16 protein-coding genes are annotated in these 16,102 nt (G+C 63.0%); 12 read left to right on the forward strand and 4 right to left on the reverse strand.

From position 1 onward, the window contains the following. Positions 1–13: 13 nt before the first annotated feature. Positions 14–907, reverse strand: a complete 894-nt coding sequence (locus BLU85_RS25945; protein ID WP_092204574.1) for a LysR family transcriptional regulator — start codon at positions 905–907, stop codon at positions 14–16. 93 nt (positions 908–1,000) lie between these two features. Here BLU85_RS25945 and BLU85_RS25950 point away from each other — a divergent pair, with 93 nt between their 5' ends. The 4 genes from BLU85_RS25950 (at position 1,001) to BLU85_RS25965 (ending at position 4,671) form a co-directional block, all read left to right on the forward strand. Next, on the forward strand, positions 1,001–2,008 hold the full coding sequence (locus BLU85_RS25950; RefSeq protein WP_092204575.1) for an aldo/keto reductase: 1,008 nt from the start codon (positions 1,001–1,003) through the stop codon (positions 2,006–2,008). A gap of 112 nt (positions 2,009–2,120) precedes the next feature. Beyond that, the gene (locus BLU85_RS25955) at positions 2,121–2,915 is read left to right on the forward strand and encodes a DeoR/GlpR family DNA-binding transcription regulator (RefSeq protein ID WP_092204576.1); all 795 of its coding nucleotides are present in this window, start codon (positions 2,121–2,123) and stop codon (positions 2,913–2,915) included. Positions 2,916–3,033: 118 nt separating this feature from the next. Further along, positions 3,034–3,960: a Gfo/Idh/MocA family protein gene (locus BLU85_RS25960; RefSeq protein WP_092204577.1), complete on the forward strand. Its 927-nt coding sequence runs from the start codon at positions 3,034–3,036 to the stop codon at positions 3,958–3,960. Positions 3,961–3,975: 15 nt separating this feature from the next. Next, a complete protein-coding gene (locus BLU85_RS25965) occupies positions 3,976–4,671 on the forward strand; it encodes a tRNA (adenine(22)-N(1))-methyltransferase (RefSeq protein ID WP_092204578.1) in 696 nt (231 codons plus the stop codon). Between the two features lie 153 nt (positions 4,672–4,824). Here BLU85_RS25965 and BLU85_RS25970 read toward each other — a convergent pair whose 3' ends face one another. From BLU85_RS25970 to BLU85_RS25980, 3 genes are all read right to left on the reverse strand, one after another. Continuing rightward, positions 4,825–5,202, reverse strand: coding sequence for a hypothetical protein (locus tag BLU85_RS25970; protein WP_092204579.1), 378 nt, complete (start codon positions 5,200–5,202; stop codon positions 4,825–4,827). 23 nt (positions 5,203–5,225) lie between these two features. Further along, positions 5,226–5,951, reverse strand: a complete 726-nt coding sequence (locus BLU85_RS25975; protein ID WP_256572894.1) for a CPBP family intramembrane glutamic endopeptidase — start codon at positions 5,949–5,951, stop codon at positions 5,226–5,228. 571 nt (positions 5,952–6,522) lie between these two features. Next, positions 6,523–7,767: an acyl-CoA dehydrogenase family protein gene (locus BLU85_RS25980; protein ID WP_092204581.1), complete on the reverse strand. Its 1,245-nt coding sequence runs from the start codon at positions 7,765–7,767 to the stop codon at positions 6,523–6,525. Between the two features lie 377 nt (positions 7,768–8,144). On the opposite strand from BLU85_RS25980, the gene msuE reads away from it, so the two are divergent. The 8 genes from msuE (at position 8,145) to BLU85_RS26020 (ending at position 16,087) form a co-directional block, all read left to right on the forward strand. After that, positions 8,145–8,708: an FMN reductase gene (msuE, locus tag BLU85_RS25985; protein WP_092204582.1), complete on the forward strand. Its 564-nt coding sequence runs from the start codon at positions 8,145–8,147 to the stop codon at positions 8,706–8,708. A 39-nt stretch (positions 8,709–8,747) separates the two neighbouring features. Next, positions 8,748–9,845, forward strand: a complete 1,098-nt coding sequence (sfnG, locus tag BLU85_RS25990) for a dimethylsulfone monooxygenase SfnG (protein ID WP_072410116.1) — start codon at positions 8,748–8,750, stop codon at positions 9,843–9,845. Between the two features lie 14 nt (positions 9,846–9,859). Next, complete coding sequence (locus BLU85_RS25995) at positions 9,860–11,020, forward strand: AMP-binding protein (protein WP_092204583.1); 1,161 nt, start codon at positions 9,860–9,862, stop codon at positions 11,018–11,020. 13 nt (positions 11,021–11,033) lie between these two features. Further along, positions 11,034–11,816: an ABC transporter ATP-binding protein gene (locus tag BLU85_RS26000; RefSeq protein WP_092204584.1), complete on the forward strand. Its 783-nt coding sequence runs from the start codon at positions 11,034–11,036 to the stop codon at positions 11,814–11,816. Between the two features lie 67 nt (positions 11,817–11,883). Beyond that, on the forward strand, positions 11,884–12,765 hold the full coding sequence (locus BLU85_RS26005; RefSeq protein WP_092204585.1) for a branched-chain amino acid ABC transporter permease: 882 nt from the start codon (positions 11,884–11,886) through the stop codon (positions 12,763–12,765). Between the two features lie 11 nt (positions 12,766–12,776). Next, positions 12,777–13,844 carry a branched-chain amino acid ABC transporter permease gene (locus BLU85_RS26010; protein ID WP_092204586.1) on the forward strand — a complete coding sequence of 356 codons (1,068 nt, stop codon included), beginning with the start codon at positions 12,777–12,779 and terminating at the stop codon, positions 13,842–13,844. A gap of 72 nt (positions 13,845–13,916) precedes the next feature. Beyond that, the gene (locus tag BLU85_RS26015; RefSeq protein WP_060742660.1) at positions 13,917–15,242 is read left to right on the forward strand and encodes an ABC transporter substrate-binding protein; all 1,326 of its coding nucleotides are present in this window, start codon (positions 13,917–13,919) and stop codon (positions 15,240–15,242) included. A gap of 56 nt (positions 15,243–15,298) precedes the next feature. After that, positions 15,299–16,087, forward strand: coding sequence for an ABC transporter ATP-binding protein (locus BLU85_RS26020; RefSeq protein ID WP_092204587.1), 789 nt, complete (start codon positions 15,299–15,301; stop codon positions 16,085–16,087). The last annotated feature ends 15 nt before the right edge of the window (positions 16,088–16,102 follow it).

A 16,102-nucleotide genomic window follows, 5' to 3' on the forward strand; every position in this document is an offset into this window, starting at 1 on the left:
CGGTTCAGGTTCGTCAATCGTCCGCCCGGATGAACTCGATGAGCGCTTTCAGGGCCGGTGGCACATGGCGTCGGCTGGGGTAATAGAGAAAAAACCGGCTTGGCGGCGCTTTCCATTGCGCAAGCAGTTCCGTGAGATGCCCATTGCGGAGGTCGTCGCGCGCCAGCTCCTCGTAGACGTAGGCAATCCCGGCGCCATCTTTCGCCGCCTGGATCATCAGCACATCGTCTTCAAGAATGAGCGGGCCGGTGACGGACAACCGGATCGGTTGTCCGTCTGCCTGATATTCCCAGGCGTAGAGTTTGCCGCTGGGAAAACGCCGGGCGATGCAGGCATGGTCGAGCAAGTCCCGTGGAGCCTGGGCGATTCCCTTCGTGGCCAGGTAGGCTGGCGCGGCTACGGTCACGAACGATTGAGGGGGGCCGACAGGGACGGCGATCATGTCGCCGGCCAGGCTTTCGCCAAAGCGCACGCCGGCGTCAAAGCCGCCGTTGACGATATCGGTCAAGCCATCATCGGTGACCAGGTCCAGTTGAATGCGTGGATACCTGGCCACGAACGGCGCGAGCACCTTCGCAAATACCGCACGCGCCGCCGGACGCGCCACGTTGAGGCGAAGCTTGCCGGCGGGCACGTCCTGCAGCGAGGTCAATTGGGTCAAGGCTTCGGCAACCTGCTGCAGGGTAGGGGCCAGCGTTGCCAATAGCTGGTGGCCGGCCTCGGTCGGGGTAACGCTGCGCGTGGTGCGGTTGAGCAGCCTGACACCCAGGCGTGCTTCCAGGGCTCGCATGGCGTGGCTCAATGCCGAGGCCGAAACGCCACGCTCGTCGGCGGCCTTGCGAAAGCTGCGATGGCGAGCGACGGCGGCAAAGGCATCCAGTTCGGAAAGATCGGGGTGCTGACTCATGAGTGCGGTTCAGTAGTTCAAATACGATTACCCATCTTATCGTCATGAGATCGCTCGCCGATACTGCCCCGCATCATCTGTGGAGAACTCGCTATGCAAAAGAATCGTCTTGGATCATCGGATTTGCTGATTTCGCCCATTGGCCTGGGAACCTGGGCCATTGCTGGCACCGGCTGGGAATACAGCTGGGGCGAGCAGGACGACGAGGACAGCCTCGGTGCTCTTGAATATGCCGTTGAATGCGGGGTGAACTGGATCGATACGGCGGCGGTTTATGGCTTGGGCCATGCCGAGCAACTGGTCGGGCAGCTGTTGCGCCGGCTGCCGGCTTCGCAGCGCCCGTTGGTGTTCACCAAGGGCAGTCTGGTCTGGGACCCGGTCACCAAGGCGATCTCACACTCGCTGGCGCCTCGATCGTTGCTCGCCGAGGTCGAGGCAAGCTTGCGCCGACTGCAAGTCGAAACCATCGACCTTTATCAGATTCATTGGCCGGCCTTTCCTGCCGACGGCAGCAGCGAAGGGCTCGAGAACGCGCTTGCGGCGTTGGCCACCGCCCGCGACCAGGGGAAAATTCGCGCCATCGGCGTCTCCAATTTCGATGTCGCGCAACTCAAACGGGCCCAGGCGGTGACCGAGGTCGTTTCACTCCAGCCGCCTTATTCCGCCTCGATGCGGGACATCGAGCAAGACGTCCTGCCATTTTGCGAGCAGGCGGGAATGGGTGTCTTGGCCTATTCCACCCTTCAATCGGGGCTGCTTTCCGGCAGCATGACGCGCGAACGCATCGCCCAATTGCCCGACGACGATTGGCGCAAGGCGCGAAGCGCCGACTTCCAGGAGCCTCGCTTGAGCGCGAACCTGGCGTTGGTCGAGGTCTTGGCGGGTATCGGCGAACGGCACGGGGTCAGTGCGGCGGCAGTCGCCATCGCCTGGGTGCTGCGCAAGCCGGTGGTGACCGGCGCCATCGTCGGAGCCCGTCGCCGCGGGCAGGTCGATGGGCTGATCGCCGGCGCGCAGTTGCGCCTCAGTGCCGGGGAGATCGAGGAGATTCGACCCTTCCTGCCATTGGGCATGGGCACCAATGTTCCAGGGAGCGCTTGACCGTTTGTCGTGCAGGCGCTCGCTGGGATGAGCGGGTTTGACGCTTCGCTGCATAACCGGCACTATTTGCTCGTTTTTGATCATTAGTGCTCGTTTATGCAGGTTGTACGTCATGACTTCTCCCCACGAAGCGTTCCCCGGCGAACGCCAGCAATTGATCAGCCAGCGTCTCGCCCGGTATGGCCGGGTGATCGCGGCTGACCTGGCCAGTGAATTCAATGTGTCCGAACACTCGATCCGGCGTGACCTGGGGGTATTGGCAGCGGCGGGGTTATGCAAGCGTGTTTATGGCGGCGCGATACTTGTGCCGGCTGCCGAAGGGTCGCTGGATGTACGCGTGCGTAAGGACCCGGTACGCAAGGGCAGCCTTGGCCAAGCGGCCGCTGCATTGCTGCGCGCGGGCCAGCACGTGTTCATCGATGCCGGGTCGACCAACCTGGCGATTGCTGGCGCCATCGATCCGAGCCTTCAGTTGACCCTCTCCACCAATTCGCCGTTGATTGCGGTTCAGCTGATGAAACTGCCCCGTGCCGAAGTCATTCTCTTGGGGGGGCGCTTGAATCCCATCGCCGGTGGTGTGATCGGGCTGACGGCGGTGGAGCAATTGCGCCAGTTCAGTTTTGACGTGTGTTTTCTGGGGGCCTGTGCCATCGATCCAGACAACGGGGTCACGGCATTCGGCCTGGAGGATGCAGAGTTCAAGCGCGCAGTGGTGGCGGCGAGTGGGCAAGTGATTACCGCGGTGACCAATGAAAAGCTGTCCAGCGTTGCGCATTATCAGGTGGTTTCTTGTGAGGAGGTCGCCGCCCTGGTGGTGGAGCACGATGCGCCACGTGAGCGGCTGGAGCCCTTCTACGGCCGGGTGACCAACGTCGTGACGGGTGTCCGTGAGCAGCGGCGTAGCTGATGCCTTTGCGGCGCAGGGCAGGGCAATCGGGTAGATACTGCGCGCCCCCCATTGTTCGCCAGGCGATTTGCGTCTAGTTTGCTGGCCGATCACAAGTACAAAAAATCAGGAGTCATCGATGCAACCGATTCGTCTCGGCCTGGTGGGCTACGGCAAGATTGCCCAAGATCAACACGTTCCAGCCATCCACGCCAACCCCGCGTTCCAACTGGTGGCGGTCGCCACGCAAGGACAGCCCTGCGCCGGGGTGGAGAACTTCCGATCCCTGGGCGAGTTGCTCGAAAACGGCCCGCATGTCGATGCGATTGCGTTTTGCACGCCGCCGCAAGGTCGATTCGCCCTGGTGCAACAGGCGCTGGCGGCCGGTAAACACGTTCTGGTGGAAAAGCCGCCGTGCGCCACGTTGGGTGAAGCCATGGCCTTGGTGGAGCAGGTTCGCGAGCAAGGTGTCAGCGGCCTGTTCGCCTGGCATTCCCGTTACGCCCCTGGCATCGCAGCCGCCCGTGACTGGCTGGCCAGTCGCACCTTGCGCAGTGTGCAGATCGATTGGAAAGAAGACGTGCGCAAGTGGCACCCCGGCCAGGCGTGGATCTGGCAACCCGGCGGCCTGGGAGTCTTCGATCCCGGCATCAACGCGCTGTCGATTGCGACTCATCTGTTGGCGCTGCCGTTGTTCGTGGAGGCCGCCGAGTTGCGCGTGCCGGACAACTGCCAGTCGCCGATTGCCGCCAGCATCAAGATGGCCGACGCGCGCCACCTCGATATCCGGGCGGAGTTCGATTTCGACCATGGTCACGACGAGCTCTGGAGCATCGAGATTCGCTGCGCCGAAGGCGTCCTGCGCCTGGACAACGGCGGTGCGCTGTTGAGCATCGACGGCGTGCGCCAGGCCGTCTCCGAGGAGGGCGAGTACGCGGCGGTGTATCGACATTTTCAGCAACTGATCAACGACAAGGCCAGCGACATGGACCTGCAGCCACTGCGGTTGGTCGCGGACAGCTTCTTTGTCGGCAGTCGGACGGCGGTCGAGCCGTTCTACGATTAACCCAGGGAACTGCAGTTGAACGAACAGACATTGTCCATGCGCCTGGAGCGCGTGGCGGCGCATATGCCGGCGGGGGCGCACCTGGCCGATATCGGCTCGGATCACGCTTACCTGCCGGTGGCCTTGTTGCGCCGTGGCGTCATTGCGGCAGCGGTGGCCGGCGAGGTGGCGTTGACGCCGTTGCGCGCCGCCGAACGCACTGTGGGCGAGAATGGCCTGGAGCAGCTGGTCAGTGTGCGCCTGGCCAATGGCCTGGCGGCAATCGAGCCGGAAGACGGGATTACGGCGATCAGCGTCTGCGGCATGGGCGGCGAGACGATCCGTGACATCCTGGACAGCGGCAAAGCACGGCTGAGCGGGCACGAGCGGCTGATTCTGCAACCCAACGGCGGCGAACAACCGCTGCGCCAATGGCTGATGGAAAACGACTACCGCATCCTTTGCGAGGAAGTGCTTCGGGAAAACCGCTTCTACTACGAGATCATCGTCGCCGAGCGCGCCGGGCCAGTGACGTATACCGCCGAGGAGCTGTACTTCGGCCCGCTGCAGATGCAAGCGCGAACCCCGACCTTCCTGGCCAAGTGGCAACGCCTGCTGCGTCAGAAACAAAAGACCCTCGCCAGCTTCGCCAAGGCACGGCAAGCCGTGCCCGAAGAGAAGCTGCAGGACATTGCACGGCAGGTTCGGTGGATCAGTGCGCTGCTGGCTTGAGTTGCATCGAGGTTGGATGTGCCGACGTCATCGCGAGCAAGCTCGCTCCCACAGGGCGTTGCGCAAGTCCCTTTTGTGGGAGCGAGCTTGCTCGCGATGAGGCCATCAGTGACTTCACTGATTCGAGAAATGCCGCCTTCTCCGGCTGCCCGACTACCGACCCATCAGGGGGTAGTGCTTGATACGACACGCATACGAGTTACCGTCGCCTTTACAGACACCATCCAGGTAGCGGTAGTCCACCCGTACCGACTGCCCTTTGCCGGGCCATTGCCGGCGGGGGAGCGTGGCTTGGTAGTCCGGGGTTTCCGGGGTGAAGGTCAACAGTGAGCCTTGCGCGGGACACTCCACCGAGGCGGATTTGGACCTGACTTTCACGACCTGCGCCTGAAGTTGCGGGTAGGGTTGTTTCAGGACCTCGACGATCCGCAGCTCCATCTGGCAGATCTGCCACGTCGAGGCCTGGACGGGCTCGCACAGGAAGGGGAGCGTCAAGGCAAGCAGCGCGAGGCATGCTGCGTGGGGGTTCATGGCCGCTGGCCTGGATTGCTGGCTCACCCGTAAAGCCCCATCAGCGAGAAAGACCGGTCAGCGCTCAGTGCGACGATCTCGGTCAGCGAATGCAGGAGCACCGGCACCAGCAGGCCACCGCTGGCCACCCTGGCGATGGCGAACACGCCTCCACAGGCGAAGATCAGCACGATCGTCATCCAATTTCCGTATTGGATGTGCATGCCGGCGAAGACGGCCGACGTCACGATGATCGCGATCCATGTCCAGGCACGGCTGTTCTCGTAGGGAAACAGCCGGAACATGTAATGGCGGAAAAACAGCTCTTCGGCGATGGGCGGCAGCACGATCAGCGAGGCAATCTTGATCGTGGCCTGCCAACGATTGAGCCCGTCCAGAAGCTCGGCCATGAACACCTCACGGGGCAACCCGAGCACGAAGACGGCGACGCCGAAAAGCAGGTAGGTCCCGACAATGCCGATCGCCCCCCACCGCAGGGGTTTGCCAATGGCATGACCGCGCCACTGCGGGCGCGAATCGGCACGGTATTGCAGGGCGAAGAGGCCGAGGAGGACGAGCGCGGTGAGCCCCGAGGTGGTCGTGAACATCAGATAGGCCTGCATGTCCGCAGGCACGAAAAGGACCTCGGGCATCGCGGCCAGGAAGACGACCACAGTGGCCAGCACCAACATCCCGAGTCGGGGAAAGAAGCGGTAGGGCGATAAAGTGGCGGCGGGTGCAAACTCAGGGGCGGCACTTAGATTCGTCACAGTCACTCCATGAGTGCAAGGAAAAAGGCATGATGCCAGTGTTTTGATCGTCTGGGATGAGTTCCTATCGGCTTTGTGGAGAGGTAGGCAATTGGCATCTCACTAAGTCGAACGTGTGGCGTAAGGAACAGGCATCCATGCAACTGCACCACCGCCATCGCGAGCAGGCTCGCTCCCACACTCGATCTCCAGTGGACACGAACCCCATGTCCAACCCAGACCCCCTGTGGGAGCGAGCCTGCTCGCGATGAGGCCCGCCAGCCCAACATCCATGCAGCTGAACCACCGCCATCGCGAGCCAGCTCGCTCCCACACTCGATCTCCAGGACACGAACCCCATGTCTAACCCAGACCCCCTGTGGGAGCGAGCTTGCTCGCGATGAGGCCTGCCAGCCCAACATCCATGCAGCTGAACCACCGCCATCGCGAGCCAGCTCGCTCCCACACTCGATCTCTTGGACACGAACCCCATGTCTAACCCAGACCCCCTGTGGGAGCGAGCTTGCTCGCGATGAGGCCAGCCAGCCCGACATCCATGTAGCTGAACCGCCGCTATCGCGAGCAAGCCTGCTCAAAGCTGCTTCGAGCCCCCGCCAATCTGCCAGACATACGGCGGTTCCGTACCGTTGATTTCCCAATCACCAATAATGCGCTCCTTGTAGATCAATGGATTATGCGAGGCCGCGGTGCGGGCATTGCGCCAGTGACGGTCGAGGGCCTTGCTGGTACTGGTGGCCGAAGCACCGAGGGCATTGAACAGGTCGCTGGTGGCGCGCAGCACCAAGTCGGAAATCACCACCTGGGCCTGGGCCGACTCCAGTTCGGCGGCGATGTTGGCGGTGTGCTCGGTCTCGGCGTCCTGGCTGAAGCGGCTTTCGTAGGCACGCTGGGAGGCGCTCGCGGCGCGCAGGGTGGTGGCTTCGGCGGCATAGACCTGGGCCGATGCCCTGCCGACCACTTGCTGCACCTGCACGTCCTGGCTCACTTCGCTGGCATTGCCGGTGCTGAAGACCCGCGTGCGTTTACGCACTTGCTCGGTGATGTCATGAACCGCCGCGCGGCCGGCGCCGGTCAGCACGGCCAGCAACACCAGTTGATAAAACGCGGTCTGGTATTTGAAACGGGTAGAGAAGTCGATGAGGTTTTCCGCCTCGACCAATGCATTCTCGAACAGCGACGTCCCGCTGCCGGTGGTGCGTTGGCCGAAGCCGTCCCAATCATCGCTTTGCTTGACGCCCGGCTGGTGTACGCGGACGGCGGCAATCACGTCGGCGCCGTTGTCGTCGCGCTGGGCATACACGTCGATCCAGTCGGCGAAGATACTGCCGGTGCTGTAGTACTTGGTGCCGTTGACGACCCATTGATCACCCTGGCGGGAAACCCGGGTGACGACTTCGCCGATTTTCACCGCGCCGACTTCCGTCCAGGCATTGCCCACCAACTCCCCCTCGACAAAGCGCTTGAACCAGGTGCCCTGTGGGCTACTGGCGTGGGCGTTGAGGCGGTCCTCGACGAATGCGAAGTGCCCGCGCAAGGCCTGGGGCAGGTTGGAGTCGGCTTCAGCCAGTTCGATCAGCAATTGCAACAGCTGCGGCAACGAAGCCCCGGCGCCGCCATATTCGACCGGTACGCGGACGGCGCCAAAGCCGGCTTCCTTCAGCCACTTCACCTGTTCAAAGGGCAGGCTGCGTGTCTGCTCACGCTCCAGGGCGCCGGCCTGGATGCGTGCAAAGATCGGCCGGAAGCGTTCGGCCAGGGGCTCATAGTCGGTGCCTGTGGAAAGGATCGGCGGCAGGTGGTGTTGCTGTGCGGTCATGTTGATATTCCTTATGGGTGGCGAGTCGGTGGGCAGGGGAAAAATCTGCCGGTGCCAAAGGCCATTGCACAGTCCATGCCCGAGGCCAAACGCCCGTAAATGCGGGGCCTATACGGCGTTCATCGGCGCAAGGGCTGTGCTGGCCACGGACAATCTGTTGCGCAACTGTGTGCCGGGCAACAGTTGTCGCGACGGGGATCGACAGGTCAGGTGTTGGTCAGGCAACAGCGGACCAACAGCTTGTCCGTCGAGCGACAGTGCAGTGATTGGGTTGTTAGTTTAACTATTTGATTAAAAAGGAAATATTCAAATGGCACGGTTGCTGCTCTACACCTTGTGCAGACGCTGAGGTGGCGTCTCCAGGCATGGGGTAAGCGATGAGCAAGCAATTCAAAGTGGTGGCGGTGTCAGGCAGCGTGCAGCACCCGTCACGCACCCTGGCACTGCTCCAGGCGTTGGTGGACCGGCTCGGGCAGCAACTGCCGATCGAGGTGCGCTTGATCGAATTGGCCAAGGTCGGTCCACAGTTCGCTGGGGTGTTGCGTCGCGAGGCGTTGCCGGCTGCCGTGCAGGAGGATCTGCATGCCATTGAATCGGCGGATCTGTTGATCGCCGCCAGCCCGGTGTACCGAGCCTCGTACACCGGCCTGTTCAAGCACCTGTTCGATTTCGTTCATCACGAAGCCCTCAAGAACGTACCGGTGCTGTTGGCCGCGACAGGCGGCTCGGATCGCCATGCCTTGATGATCGATCACCAGTTGCGGCCCCTGTTCGGCTTCTTCCAGGCCCTCAGCCTGCCAGTGGGGGTCTATGCCAGCGAAACCGATTTCAGCCAATACCGGATCTCCAGTGCGCAGGTGCTGGAGCGTATCGAGCGCGCCGTCGAGTCGGCGTTGCTGGGCCTGGTCCCGGGTGCCCGGCGTGACGCCAGTGCTGCCTGATCCTTTTTTCCTTTCAAAACGAGCCGTGGAGTACATGCAATGAGCCAGGACACGATCAAATTTGCCTACTGGGTGCCCAACGTCAGTGGCGGTCTGGTGGTCAGCAAAATCGAACAACGCACCGACTGGGGCATCGACTACAACCGCAAGCTGGCCCAGATCGCTGAAGCGGCCGGCTTCGACTACGCCCTGTCGCAAGTGCGCTTTACCGCCGGCTATGGGGCTGAATACCAGCACGAGTCCGTCGCGTTCAGTCATGCCTTGCTGGCCGCCACCACGCGCCTGAAAGTCATCGCCGCAGTGTTGCCGGGGCCGTGGACGCCCTCGGTGTTGGCCAAGCAGATCGCAACCATCGACCACCTGACGGGCGGCCGTGTGGCGGTCAACATCGTGTCGGGCTGGTTCAAGGGCGAGTTCACCGCCATTGGCGAGCCGTGGCTGGAGCACGATGAGCGCTATCGCCGTTCCGAAGAGTTCATCACCGCGCTCAAGGGCATCTGGACCACCGACAATTTCACCTTGCGCGGTGATTTCTACCGCTTCCACGACTACACCCTCAAGCCAAAGCCACTGCAGCAGCACCCGGAGATCTTCCAGGGCGGCAGCTCACGTGCGGCTCGGGACATGGCCGCCCGGGTATCGGACTGGTACTTCACCAACGGCAATACCGTGGAAGGCGTCAAGGCGCAGATCGATGACCTCCAGGCGAAAGCCGCGGCCAACAACCACAAGGTCAAGGTCGGCGTTAACGCCTTTGTCATTGCCCGCGACACGGAAGAAGAGGCGCGTGCCGTCCTCGCCCAGATCATCGACCAGGCCGATCCCGAGGCCGTCAATGCCTTCGGCGATGCGGCGAAGCAGGCCGGCAAATCCAGCCCGGAAGGCGAGGGCAACTGGGCCAAGTCCAGCTTCGAGGACCTGGTGCAATACAACGATGGCTTCAAGACCAACTTGATCGGCACGCCGCAGCAGATCGCCGAACGCATCGTCGCGCTCAAGGCGGTAGGCGTGGATCTGGTGCTCGCCGGTTTCCTGCACTTCCAGGAAGAAGTCGAGTATTTCGGTCGTAAGGTCCTGCCGCTGGTGCGTGAGCTTGAGCAGCGCAAAGCGGCAGCCAAAACAGCGGCGGTCGCTTAGGCGCGGGAGGCAGCATGGGCACGTTCACCGACACCCTCGACGCGGTCCCGGCCAGCTTGCCCCAGTGGTTGCAGCGCCAGGCGCTGGAGCATGGCACGGACGTCGCGCTGCGCCACAAGCACCTGGGTGTCTGGCAGGAGCGGACCTGGGCGCACGTAGCCGATGAGGTGCGCCGTTTCGCCAGTGCCCTGCAAGCCCGCGGTTTTGCGGCGGGCGCGACCCTGACGATCATCAGTCGACCCAGGCCGCAGGCGCTGCTTGCCGCCTTGGCCGCGCAATGGCTGGGCGGCGTGGCGAGTCTGTTCGACCCGCTGGAGACGGCGGCCGAACAAGTGCAACGGCTCGCCACGCTGCAGCCGGATTTCGTCCTGGTCGAAGGCGTGGAAGAAATGCTGCGTCTGCGTGCGGCGCAGGTGGCCGTGGGGGTGTGGGTCTACCTCGATAAGCGTGGCCTGTCGGATTCGCTGCCATTTGCGCACGCGCTGGATTACGCCGCGTTGGCTGCTGAGCGGCCAATCGTTGACCTGACTCCGCAAGGGCAAGCACTGCAAACGGCCTTTGTCTTTTATCGCGGAAATGGACGGGCGATGGAGGAGCAACGCGTCAGCCACGCCGAACTGTTGCAGGAGGGGCAGCGGTTGTTGGCGCGCGAAGGGCTGGGCCGGCAGGAAGAGGCATTGGCCGCACGGGCGTTCGCCTCGGGCGGGCAAGCTCGCTATCTGCTGGCGCCCTGGTTGATGGCCGGTTTTCGCCTGAACTTCCCTGAGAACCTGGCGACCCGTGATCGCGACCGTCGCGAGCTGGGCCCGACGCTGGTGGCCGGGACGCGGGAAACCTACGAGCGTTTGCACCGCTATGCGCTGGAACGTTTGCCAGAGCCGGGCAGTGGGTCGCGCCGGCTGGTGGACTGGGCGTTGGCAGCGCAGCCGGGGTTGTTGCAACGGCATCTGGGGGACTGGCTGGTTCGCCGGCCGTTGCGCGACGTGCTGGGTTTTTCCCGCACCCGCGCGCCGCTGCTGGTGGGCGATGCCTTGCCGCCCGAAACCCAGGCATTTTTCCAGGCATTGGGGATCGCGGTTCGCCAGTGGGACGACGGGGCCCACTGGCAAGCGCCGCCGAACCTGGTGCAGCACACCACCGATGACTGGACGGACCTCCAGTCGCAACTGGCCTGAGAGGAGACGCCCCATGACCCAGACGGCCATCACGCACTTGCTGGAGCTGGAGCATATTTCGCTGTCATTCAAAGGCGTCAAAGCGGTCACGGACATCAGCTTTCGCGTCGCCGCCGGTGAAATCTGTGCCTTGATCGGCCCCAACGGCGCCGGCAAGAGTTCGCTGCTGAACGTCATCAGCGGCGTGTACCAGGCCCAGGACGGGCACATCCGTTTTGATCGACAGCAGCGGCGCCGGATGCGCCCCCACGACGTGGCGGTCCGCGGCATTGCCCGGACGTTCCAGAACATCGCGCTGTTCAAGGGCATGAGCGTGCTCGACAACGTGCTCACCGGACGCAACCTCAAGCGCCGCAGTACCTGGATCGAACAGGCGCTGCGCATCGGTCGCGCCCGGGCCGAGGATGACCGTCAGCGCGAAGCGGCCGAGCGTGTCATCGCGTTCCTGCATTTGCAGCCTTGGCGCGACGTCCTGGTGGGCACGCTGCCCTATGGCTTGCAGAAACGGGTGGAGCTGGCCCGCGCGCTGGCGGCGGAGCCTCGGCTGTTGCTGCTGGACGAGCCCATGGCCGGAATGAACGCCGACGAGAAGCAGCAGATGAGCCGCTTTATCGTCGACATCAACCGTGAGCTGGGCACGACGGTGGTGTTGATCGAGCACGATATCGGCGTGGTCATGGACATCAGCGACCACGTGGTGGTGCTCGATTACGGTCGCAAGATCGGCGACGGCTCACCTGAAGATGTACGGCAGAACCCCGAGGTCATTTCGGCCTACCTGGGCACTCGCCACTGATACCGGATATTCGACGCCTTCCCGCCAGGGAGGGCAGGCAAGTTGCGTCCGCAGAATAGGAGCGGCGATGGAATTTTTCTTTGAAGTATTGATTGGCGGGTTGCTGGCGGGGGTGATGTACGCCTTGGTGGCCATCGGTTTCGTGCTGATCTACAAGGCCTCCGGGGTGTTCAATTTTGCCCAGGGTGCGATGGTGCTGTTCTCGGCGCTGACCTTCGTCAGCCTGCTGGAGCGCGGTGTGCCGTTCTGGCTGGCGTTCGTCATCAGCCTGGCGGCCATGGTGCTGATCGCGGTGGTGGTGGAGCGGGTGGTGCTGCGGCCCTTGGTCAACCGTTCGCCGATCACGCTGTTCATGGCCACCCTCGGGCTGTCCTACGTCATCGAAGGTTTCGCCCAGGCACTGTTGGGCGCCCAGGTGCATGGCCTGGAACTGGGTATCAGCGATGAGCCGCTGGAGTTGGGTGGGATGTTGTTGTCGCAGTTCGACATTTTTGCCGCAATGACCGCGGCGTTTCTGGTGCTGCTGTTGTCCTGGCTGTTCAACAAGACCCGGCTCGGATTGTCGTTGCGGGCGGTGGCCGATGACCCGCTGGCGGCGTTGGCCGTGGGCATTCGTTTGCAGCGGGTCTGGGTGGTGGTGTGGGCAGTGGCGGGGTTTGTCGGGCTGGTCGCCGGCCTGCTCTGGGGCGCTCGCCTGGGCGTGCAGTTCTCGCTCTCGCTGGTGGTGCTCAAGGCCTTGCCGGTGCTGATCATCGGTGGGTTCACCTCCATCAGCGGGGCGATTGTCGGTGGCCTGATCATCGGGGCTTCGGAGAAGCTGGCGGAGGTTTACCTCGGGCCCTTCATCGGCAGTGGCATCGAGAACTGGTTCCCCTACGTGCTGGCGCTGTTGTTTCTGCTGGTGCGTCCGGCGGGGTTGTTTGGCGAACGGGCCATCGAACGGGTTTAGGGAGAACACTCATGTTTTATCGAGAAGCAGGCCAGTTCAACACCCGCTATGCCCAGGACCGCCGGGTCTTCGCCCTGCGCCAGGACCGTCACGGGCTGGCCGCCTTGCTGCTGTTCGCCTTCGTCGTGGTGCCCTGGCTGGGCAATGACTACTGGTTCAGCGCGATCCTGATTCCGTTCCTGGTGCTGTCCCTGGCCGGGTTGGGGCTCAATTTGCTCACCGGTTACGCCGGGCAACTGTCCCTCGGTTCGGCGGCGTTCATGGCGGTGGGAGCCTTCGCCACCTACAACCTTGAAATACGGGTCGCCGGCTTGCCGTTGTTGGTCAGTATCGCCCTGGGCGGGTTGACGGCAGCGCTGGTGGCGGTGCTGTTCGGCTTGCCGAGCCTGCGCATCAAAGGCTTCTACCTGCTGGTCTCGACCCTGGCGGCGCAGTTCTTCGTGACCTGGGCGCTGACCCGGTTCGGTTGGTTTTCCAACAACAGCGCCTCGGGCGTGATCAGTGCGCCGCGCCTGGAAGTCTTCGGGGTGAACCTCGACGCGCCGGTCGGCCGCTATCTGTTGACCCTGAGTGTGGTGGTAGCGCTGTTCTGGCTGGGCAAGAACCTGGTGCGCAGCGAGTTGGGGCGCAACTGGATGGCGGTGCGCGACATGGACACCGCCGCTGCGATCATCGGTATTCCCCTGGCGAAGACCAAGCTGCTGGCGTTCGCCATCAGTGGGTTTTTCCTCGGCGTGGCCGGTGCCCTGTGGGCCTTCGCTTACCTGGGCACCGTGGAGCCCCACGGCTTCGATCTGAACCGCTCGTTCCAGATCCTGTTCATCATCATTATCGGCGGCCTCGGCAGCCTGCTGGGCAACTTCCTCGGCGCGGCTTTCATCGTGCTGTTTCCGGTGTTGCTTTCGAACCTGGTGTCGTTGCTGCCCGGCGGGCTGGTGGACGCCGGCCAGGTGGAGAACCTGCAGAAGATGATATTCGGCGCCCTGATCATCCTGTTCCTGATCAAGGAGCCAGAGGGCCTTGCGCGCCTCTGGCAGAGATTTCGCCAGCGCGCACGGCTGTGGCCGTTGCGCTACTGAGCGAACCGCACAACGCGGGTTTGCAGTTCCATTTTGTTGGCTTATCCATGGCTTCATAACAAGGAAAATTCGATGTTCAAACGATCATTCGCCAGCAGCCTGGCACTGGCCCTGAGCCTCACCGCCGCGGCGTTCACCGTCCAGGCGGACAACGAGCAATACTTCCCGCTGCAAAGCTACCGCGTCGGCCCTTATGCCGCCGGCGGCACCGGCTTTTTCGGCGGCTTCATCGATTATCTCAAGTACGTCAACGCCAATGGCGGCGTGAACGGCGTCAAGCTGACCTGGAGCGAGTGCGAGACCGAATACGTGGTCGAGAAAGGCGTGGAGTGCTACGAGCGCCTGAAGAAAGGCTTGAACGGCGCGCCGGCGGCTGCCACCAATCCGCTGTCGGTGGGCATCGCCTACGCCACGCTGGAGCGCTCGACAGCCGACAAACTGCCGCTGATCACCATCAACCATGGGCGTACGGATTCCACCGATGGCAGCGTGTTCCCCTACGTTTTCCCGTTGCAGTTGAACCCGTATTCCGAGGTCTCGGCGATCATCAATTACATCGGCCAGCGCGCCGGCGGGTTGGACAAGCTCAAAGGCTTGAAGATCGTCACCCTGTATCACGGTTCGCCCTATGGCAAGGAAACCAATGAAGTCTTGCAAACCCTGGCCGACAAATACGGTTTTGCGCTGACCTTGCTGGAGGTGCCGCACCCAGGCAACGAGCAGCAGTCGCAATGGCTGAATATCCGCCGGGAAAAACCCGATTGGGTGATCCTGCGCGGTTGGGGGGTGATGAACCCGGTGGCGCTGAAAACCGCGCAGAAAGTCGGTTTCCCGGCCGACCACATCATCGGCAACATCTGGAGCAACTCCGAAGATGACGCCGCGCCGGCCGGTGCCGCGGCCAAGGGCTTCATCGCCATCACCACGCACCCTTCAGGTACTGATTTCCCGGTGTTGCAGGGCATCAAGCAGCAAGTGGTCGACGCCGGCCATGGCGACCTGGCCGATCCCAAGCGGTTCGGCACCGTGTACTACAACCTCGGCGTGGTCAACGGCATCCTCAACGTAGAAGCGCTGCGCATTGCCCAGCAGAAATTCGGCAAGCAACCCCTGACGGGTGAGCAGGTGCGTTGGGGGTTCGAGAACCTCAAGCTCGACGACGCCCGGCTCAAGGAACTGGGGGCGTTGGGCCTGGTGCAGCCGTTGCAGTTGTCCTGCTCGGACCATGAAGGCGGTGGTGCGGTGCGCTTCCAGCAATGGGACGGTACCCAGTGGAAGCTGATCAGTGACTGGGTGCAGGCCGACCGCGCCCTGTTGCGGCCGATCATCGAAGCGTCTTCGCACCAGTACGCCCGGGAAAAAGGCATTACCCCGCGTGATTGCAGCAAGGAATCCTGAGGCATCGCGGCAACCGGGCGCACGCGTCCGGTCGCTGTCTGAAAAGGCGAAACAGCATGGCGACTAATGTGCCGATCCTGCAGATCGACGATATTGAAGTGCTCTACGAACAGACCATCCTGGCGGTGCGCAGTGTGTCGCTGGAGGTGAAAAAAGGGCAGGTCGTGGTGCTGCTGGGCGCCAACGGCGCGGGTAAAAGCACCACGCTGAAGGCGGCCTCCAACCTGGTGCGCGCCGAGCGGGGCGAGGTGGTACGGGGGCGGATCGTCTACCAGGGGCAAGACGTGACCCGCAGCGCCCCTCACACCTTGGCGACGAGCGGCCTGGTGCAAGTGCTGGAAGGTCGGCATTGCTTTGCCCAGTTGACCGTGGAGGAAAACCTTCTGGCCGGTGCCCTGGCGCGCCAGGTGCCGCGGCGCCAGTTGCTGGCTGACCTGGAATTGGTCTATGGCCATTTCCCTCGCCTGAAACTGCGGCGCAAAAGCCTGGCCGGCTACACCTCGGGCGGCGAGCAACAGATGATCGCCATAGGCCGCGCGCTGATGGCCAGGCCGCAACTGGTCTTGCTGGACGAACCGTCGATGGGCCTGGCGCCGCAGATCGTCGAGGAAATCTTCGAGATCGTCGGGCAACTCAATCAGCGCGATGGTGTGAGCTTCTTGATCGCCGAGCAGAACATCAATGTCGCCCTGCGTTACGCCCACCATGGCTATGTGTTGGAAAACGGTCGGGTGGTCAGCGAAGGCAGCGCCGAAGAACTGGCGGCCCGCAGCGATCTCCAGGACTTCTACCTGGGCGCGCGGACGAGGGGCTGTCGAGCGGAGCTTGTTCCCGTTCGGCTGTAGGAGCTGGCGAAGCCT

The organism is Pseudomonas sp. NFACC14, from assembly GCF_900106885.1.
Classification (GTDB): Bacteria; Pseudomonadota; Gammaproteobacteria; order Pseudomonadales; family Pseudomonadaceae; genus Aquipseudomonas; species Aquipseudomonas fluorescens_AA.

What these genes read in the sequence shown, in the direction of transcription:
- BLU85_RS25945 (WP_092204574.1), bottom strand. Translation starts at nt 907, where the DNA reads ATGAGTCAGCACCCCGATCTTTCCGAACTGGATGCCTTTGCCGCCGTC.
- BLU85_RS25950 (WP_092204575.1), top strand. Translation starts at nt 1,001, where the DNA reads ATGCAAAAGAATCGTCTTGGATCATCGGATTTGCTGATTTCGCCCATT.
- BLU85_RS25955 (WP_092204576.1), top strand. Translation starts at nt 2,121, where the DNA reads ATGACTTCTCCCCACGAAGCGTTCCCCGGCGAACGCCAGCAATTGATC.
- BLU85_RS25960 (WP_092204577.1), top strand. Translation starts at nt 3,034, where the DNA reads ATGCAACCGATTCGTCTCGGCCTGGTGGGCTACGGCAAGATTGCCCAA.
- BLU85_RS25970 (WP_092204579.1), bottom strand. Translation starts at nt 5,202, where the DNA reads ATGAACCCCCACGCAGCATGCCTCGCGCTGCTTGCCTTGACGCTCCCC.
- BLU85_RS25980 (WP_092204581.1), bottom strand. Translation starts at nt 7,767, where the DNA reads ATGACCGCACAGCAACACCACCTGCCGCCGATCCTTTCCACAGGCACC.
- msuE (WP_092204582.1), top strand. Translation starts at nt 8,145, where the DNA reads ATGAGCAAGCAATTCAAAGTGGTGGCGGTGTCAGGCAGCGTGCAGCAC.
- sfnG (WP_072410116.1), top strand. Translation starts at nt 8,748, where the DNA reads ATGAGCCAGGACACGATCAAATTTGCCTACTGGGTGCCCAACGTCAGT.
- BLU85_RS25995 (WP_092204583.1), top strand. Translation starts at nt 9,860, where the DNA reads ATGGGCACGTTCACCGACACCCTCGACGCGGTCCCGGCCAGCTTGCCC.
- BLU85_RS26000 (WP_092204584.1), top strand. Translation starts at nt 11,034, where the DNA reads ATGACCCAGACGGCCATCACGCACTTGCTGGAGCTGGAGCATATTTCG.
- BLU85_RS26005 (WP_092204585.1), top strand. Translation starts at nt 11,884, where the DNA reads ATGGAATTTTTCTTTGAAGTATTGATTGGCGGGTTGCTGGCGGGGGTG.
- BLU85_RS26010 (WP_092204586.1), top strand. Translation starts at nt 12,777, where the DNA reads ATGTTTTATCGAGAAGCAGGCCAGTTCAACACCCGCTATGCCCAGGAC.
- BLU85_RS26015 (WP_060742660.1), top strand. Translation starts at nt 13,917, where the DNA reads ATGTTCAAACGATCATTCGCCAGCAGCCTGGCACTGGCCCTGAGCCTC.
- BLU85_RS26020 (WP_092204587.1), top strand. Translation starts at nt 15,299, where the DNA reads ATGGCGACTAATGTGCCGATCCTGCAGATCGACGATATTGAAGTGCTC.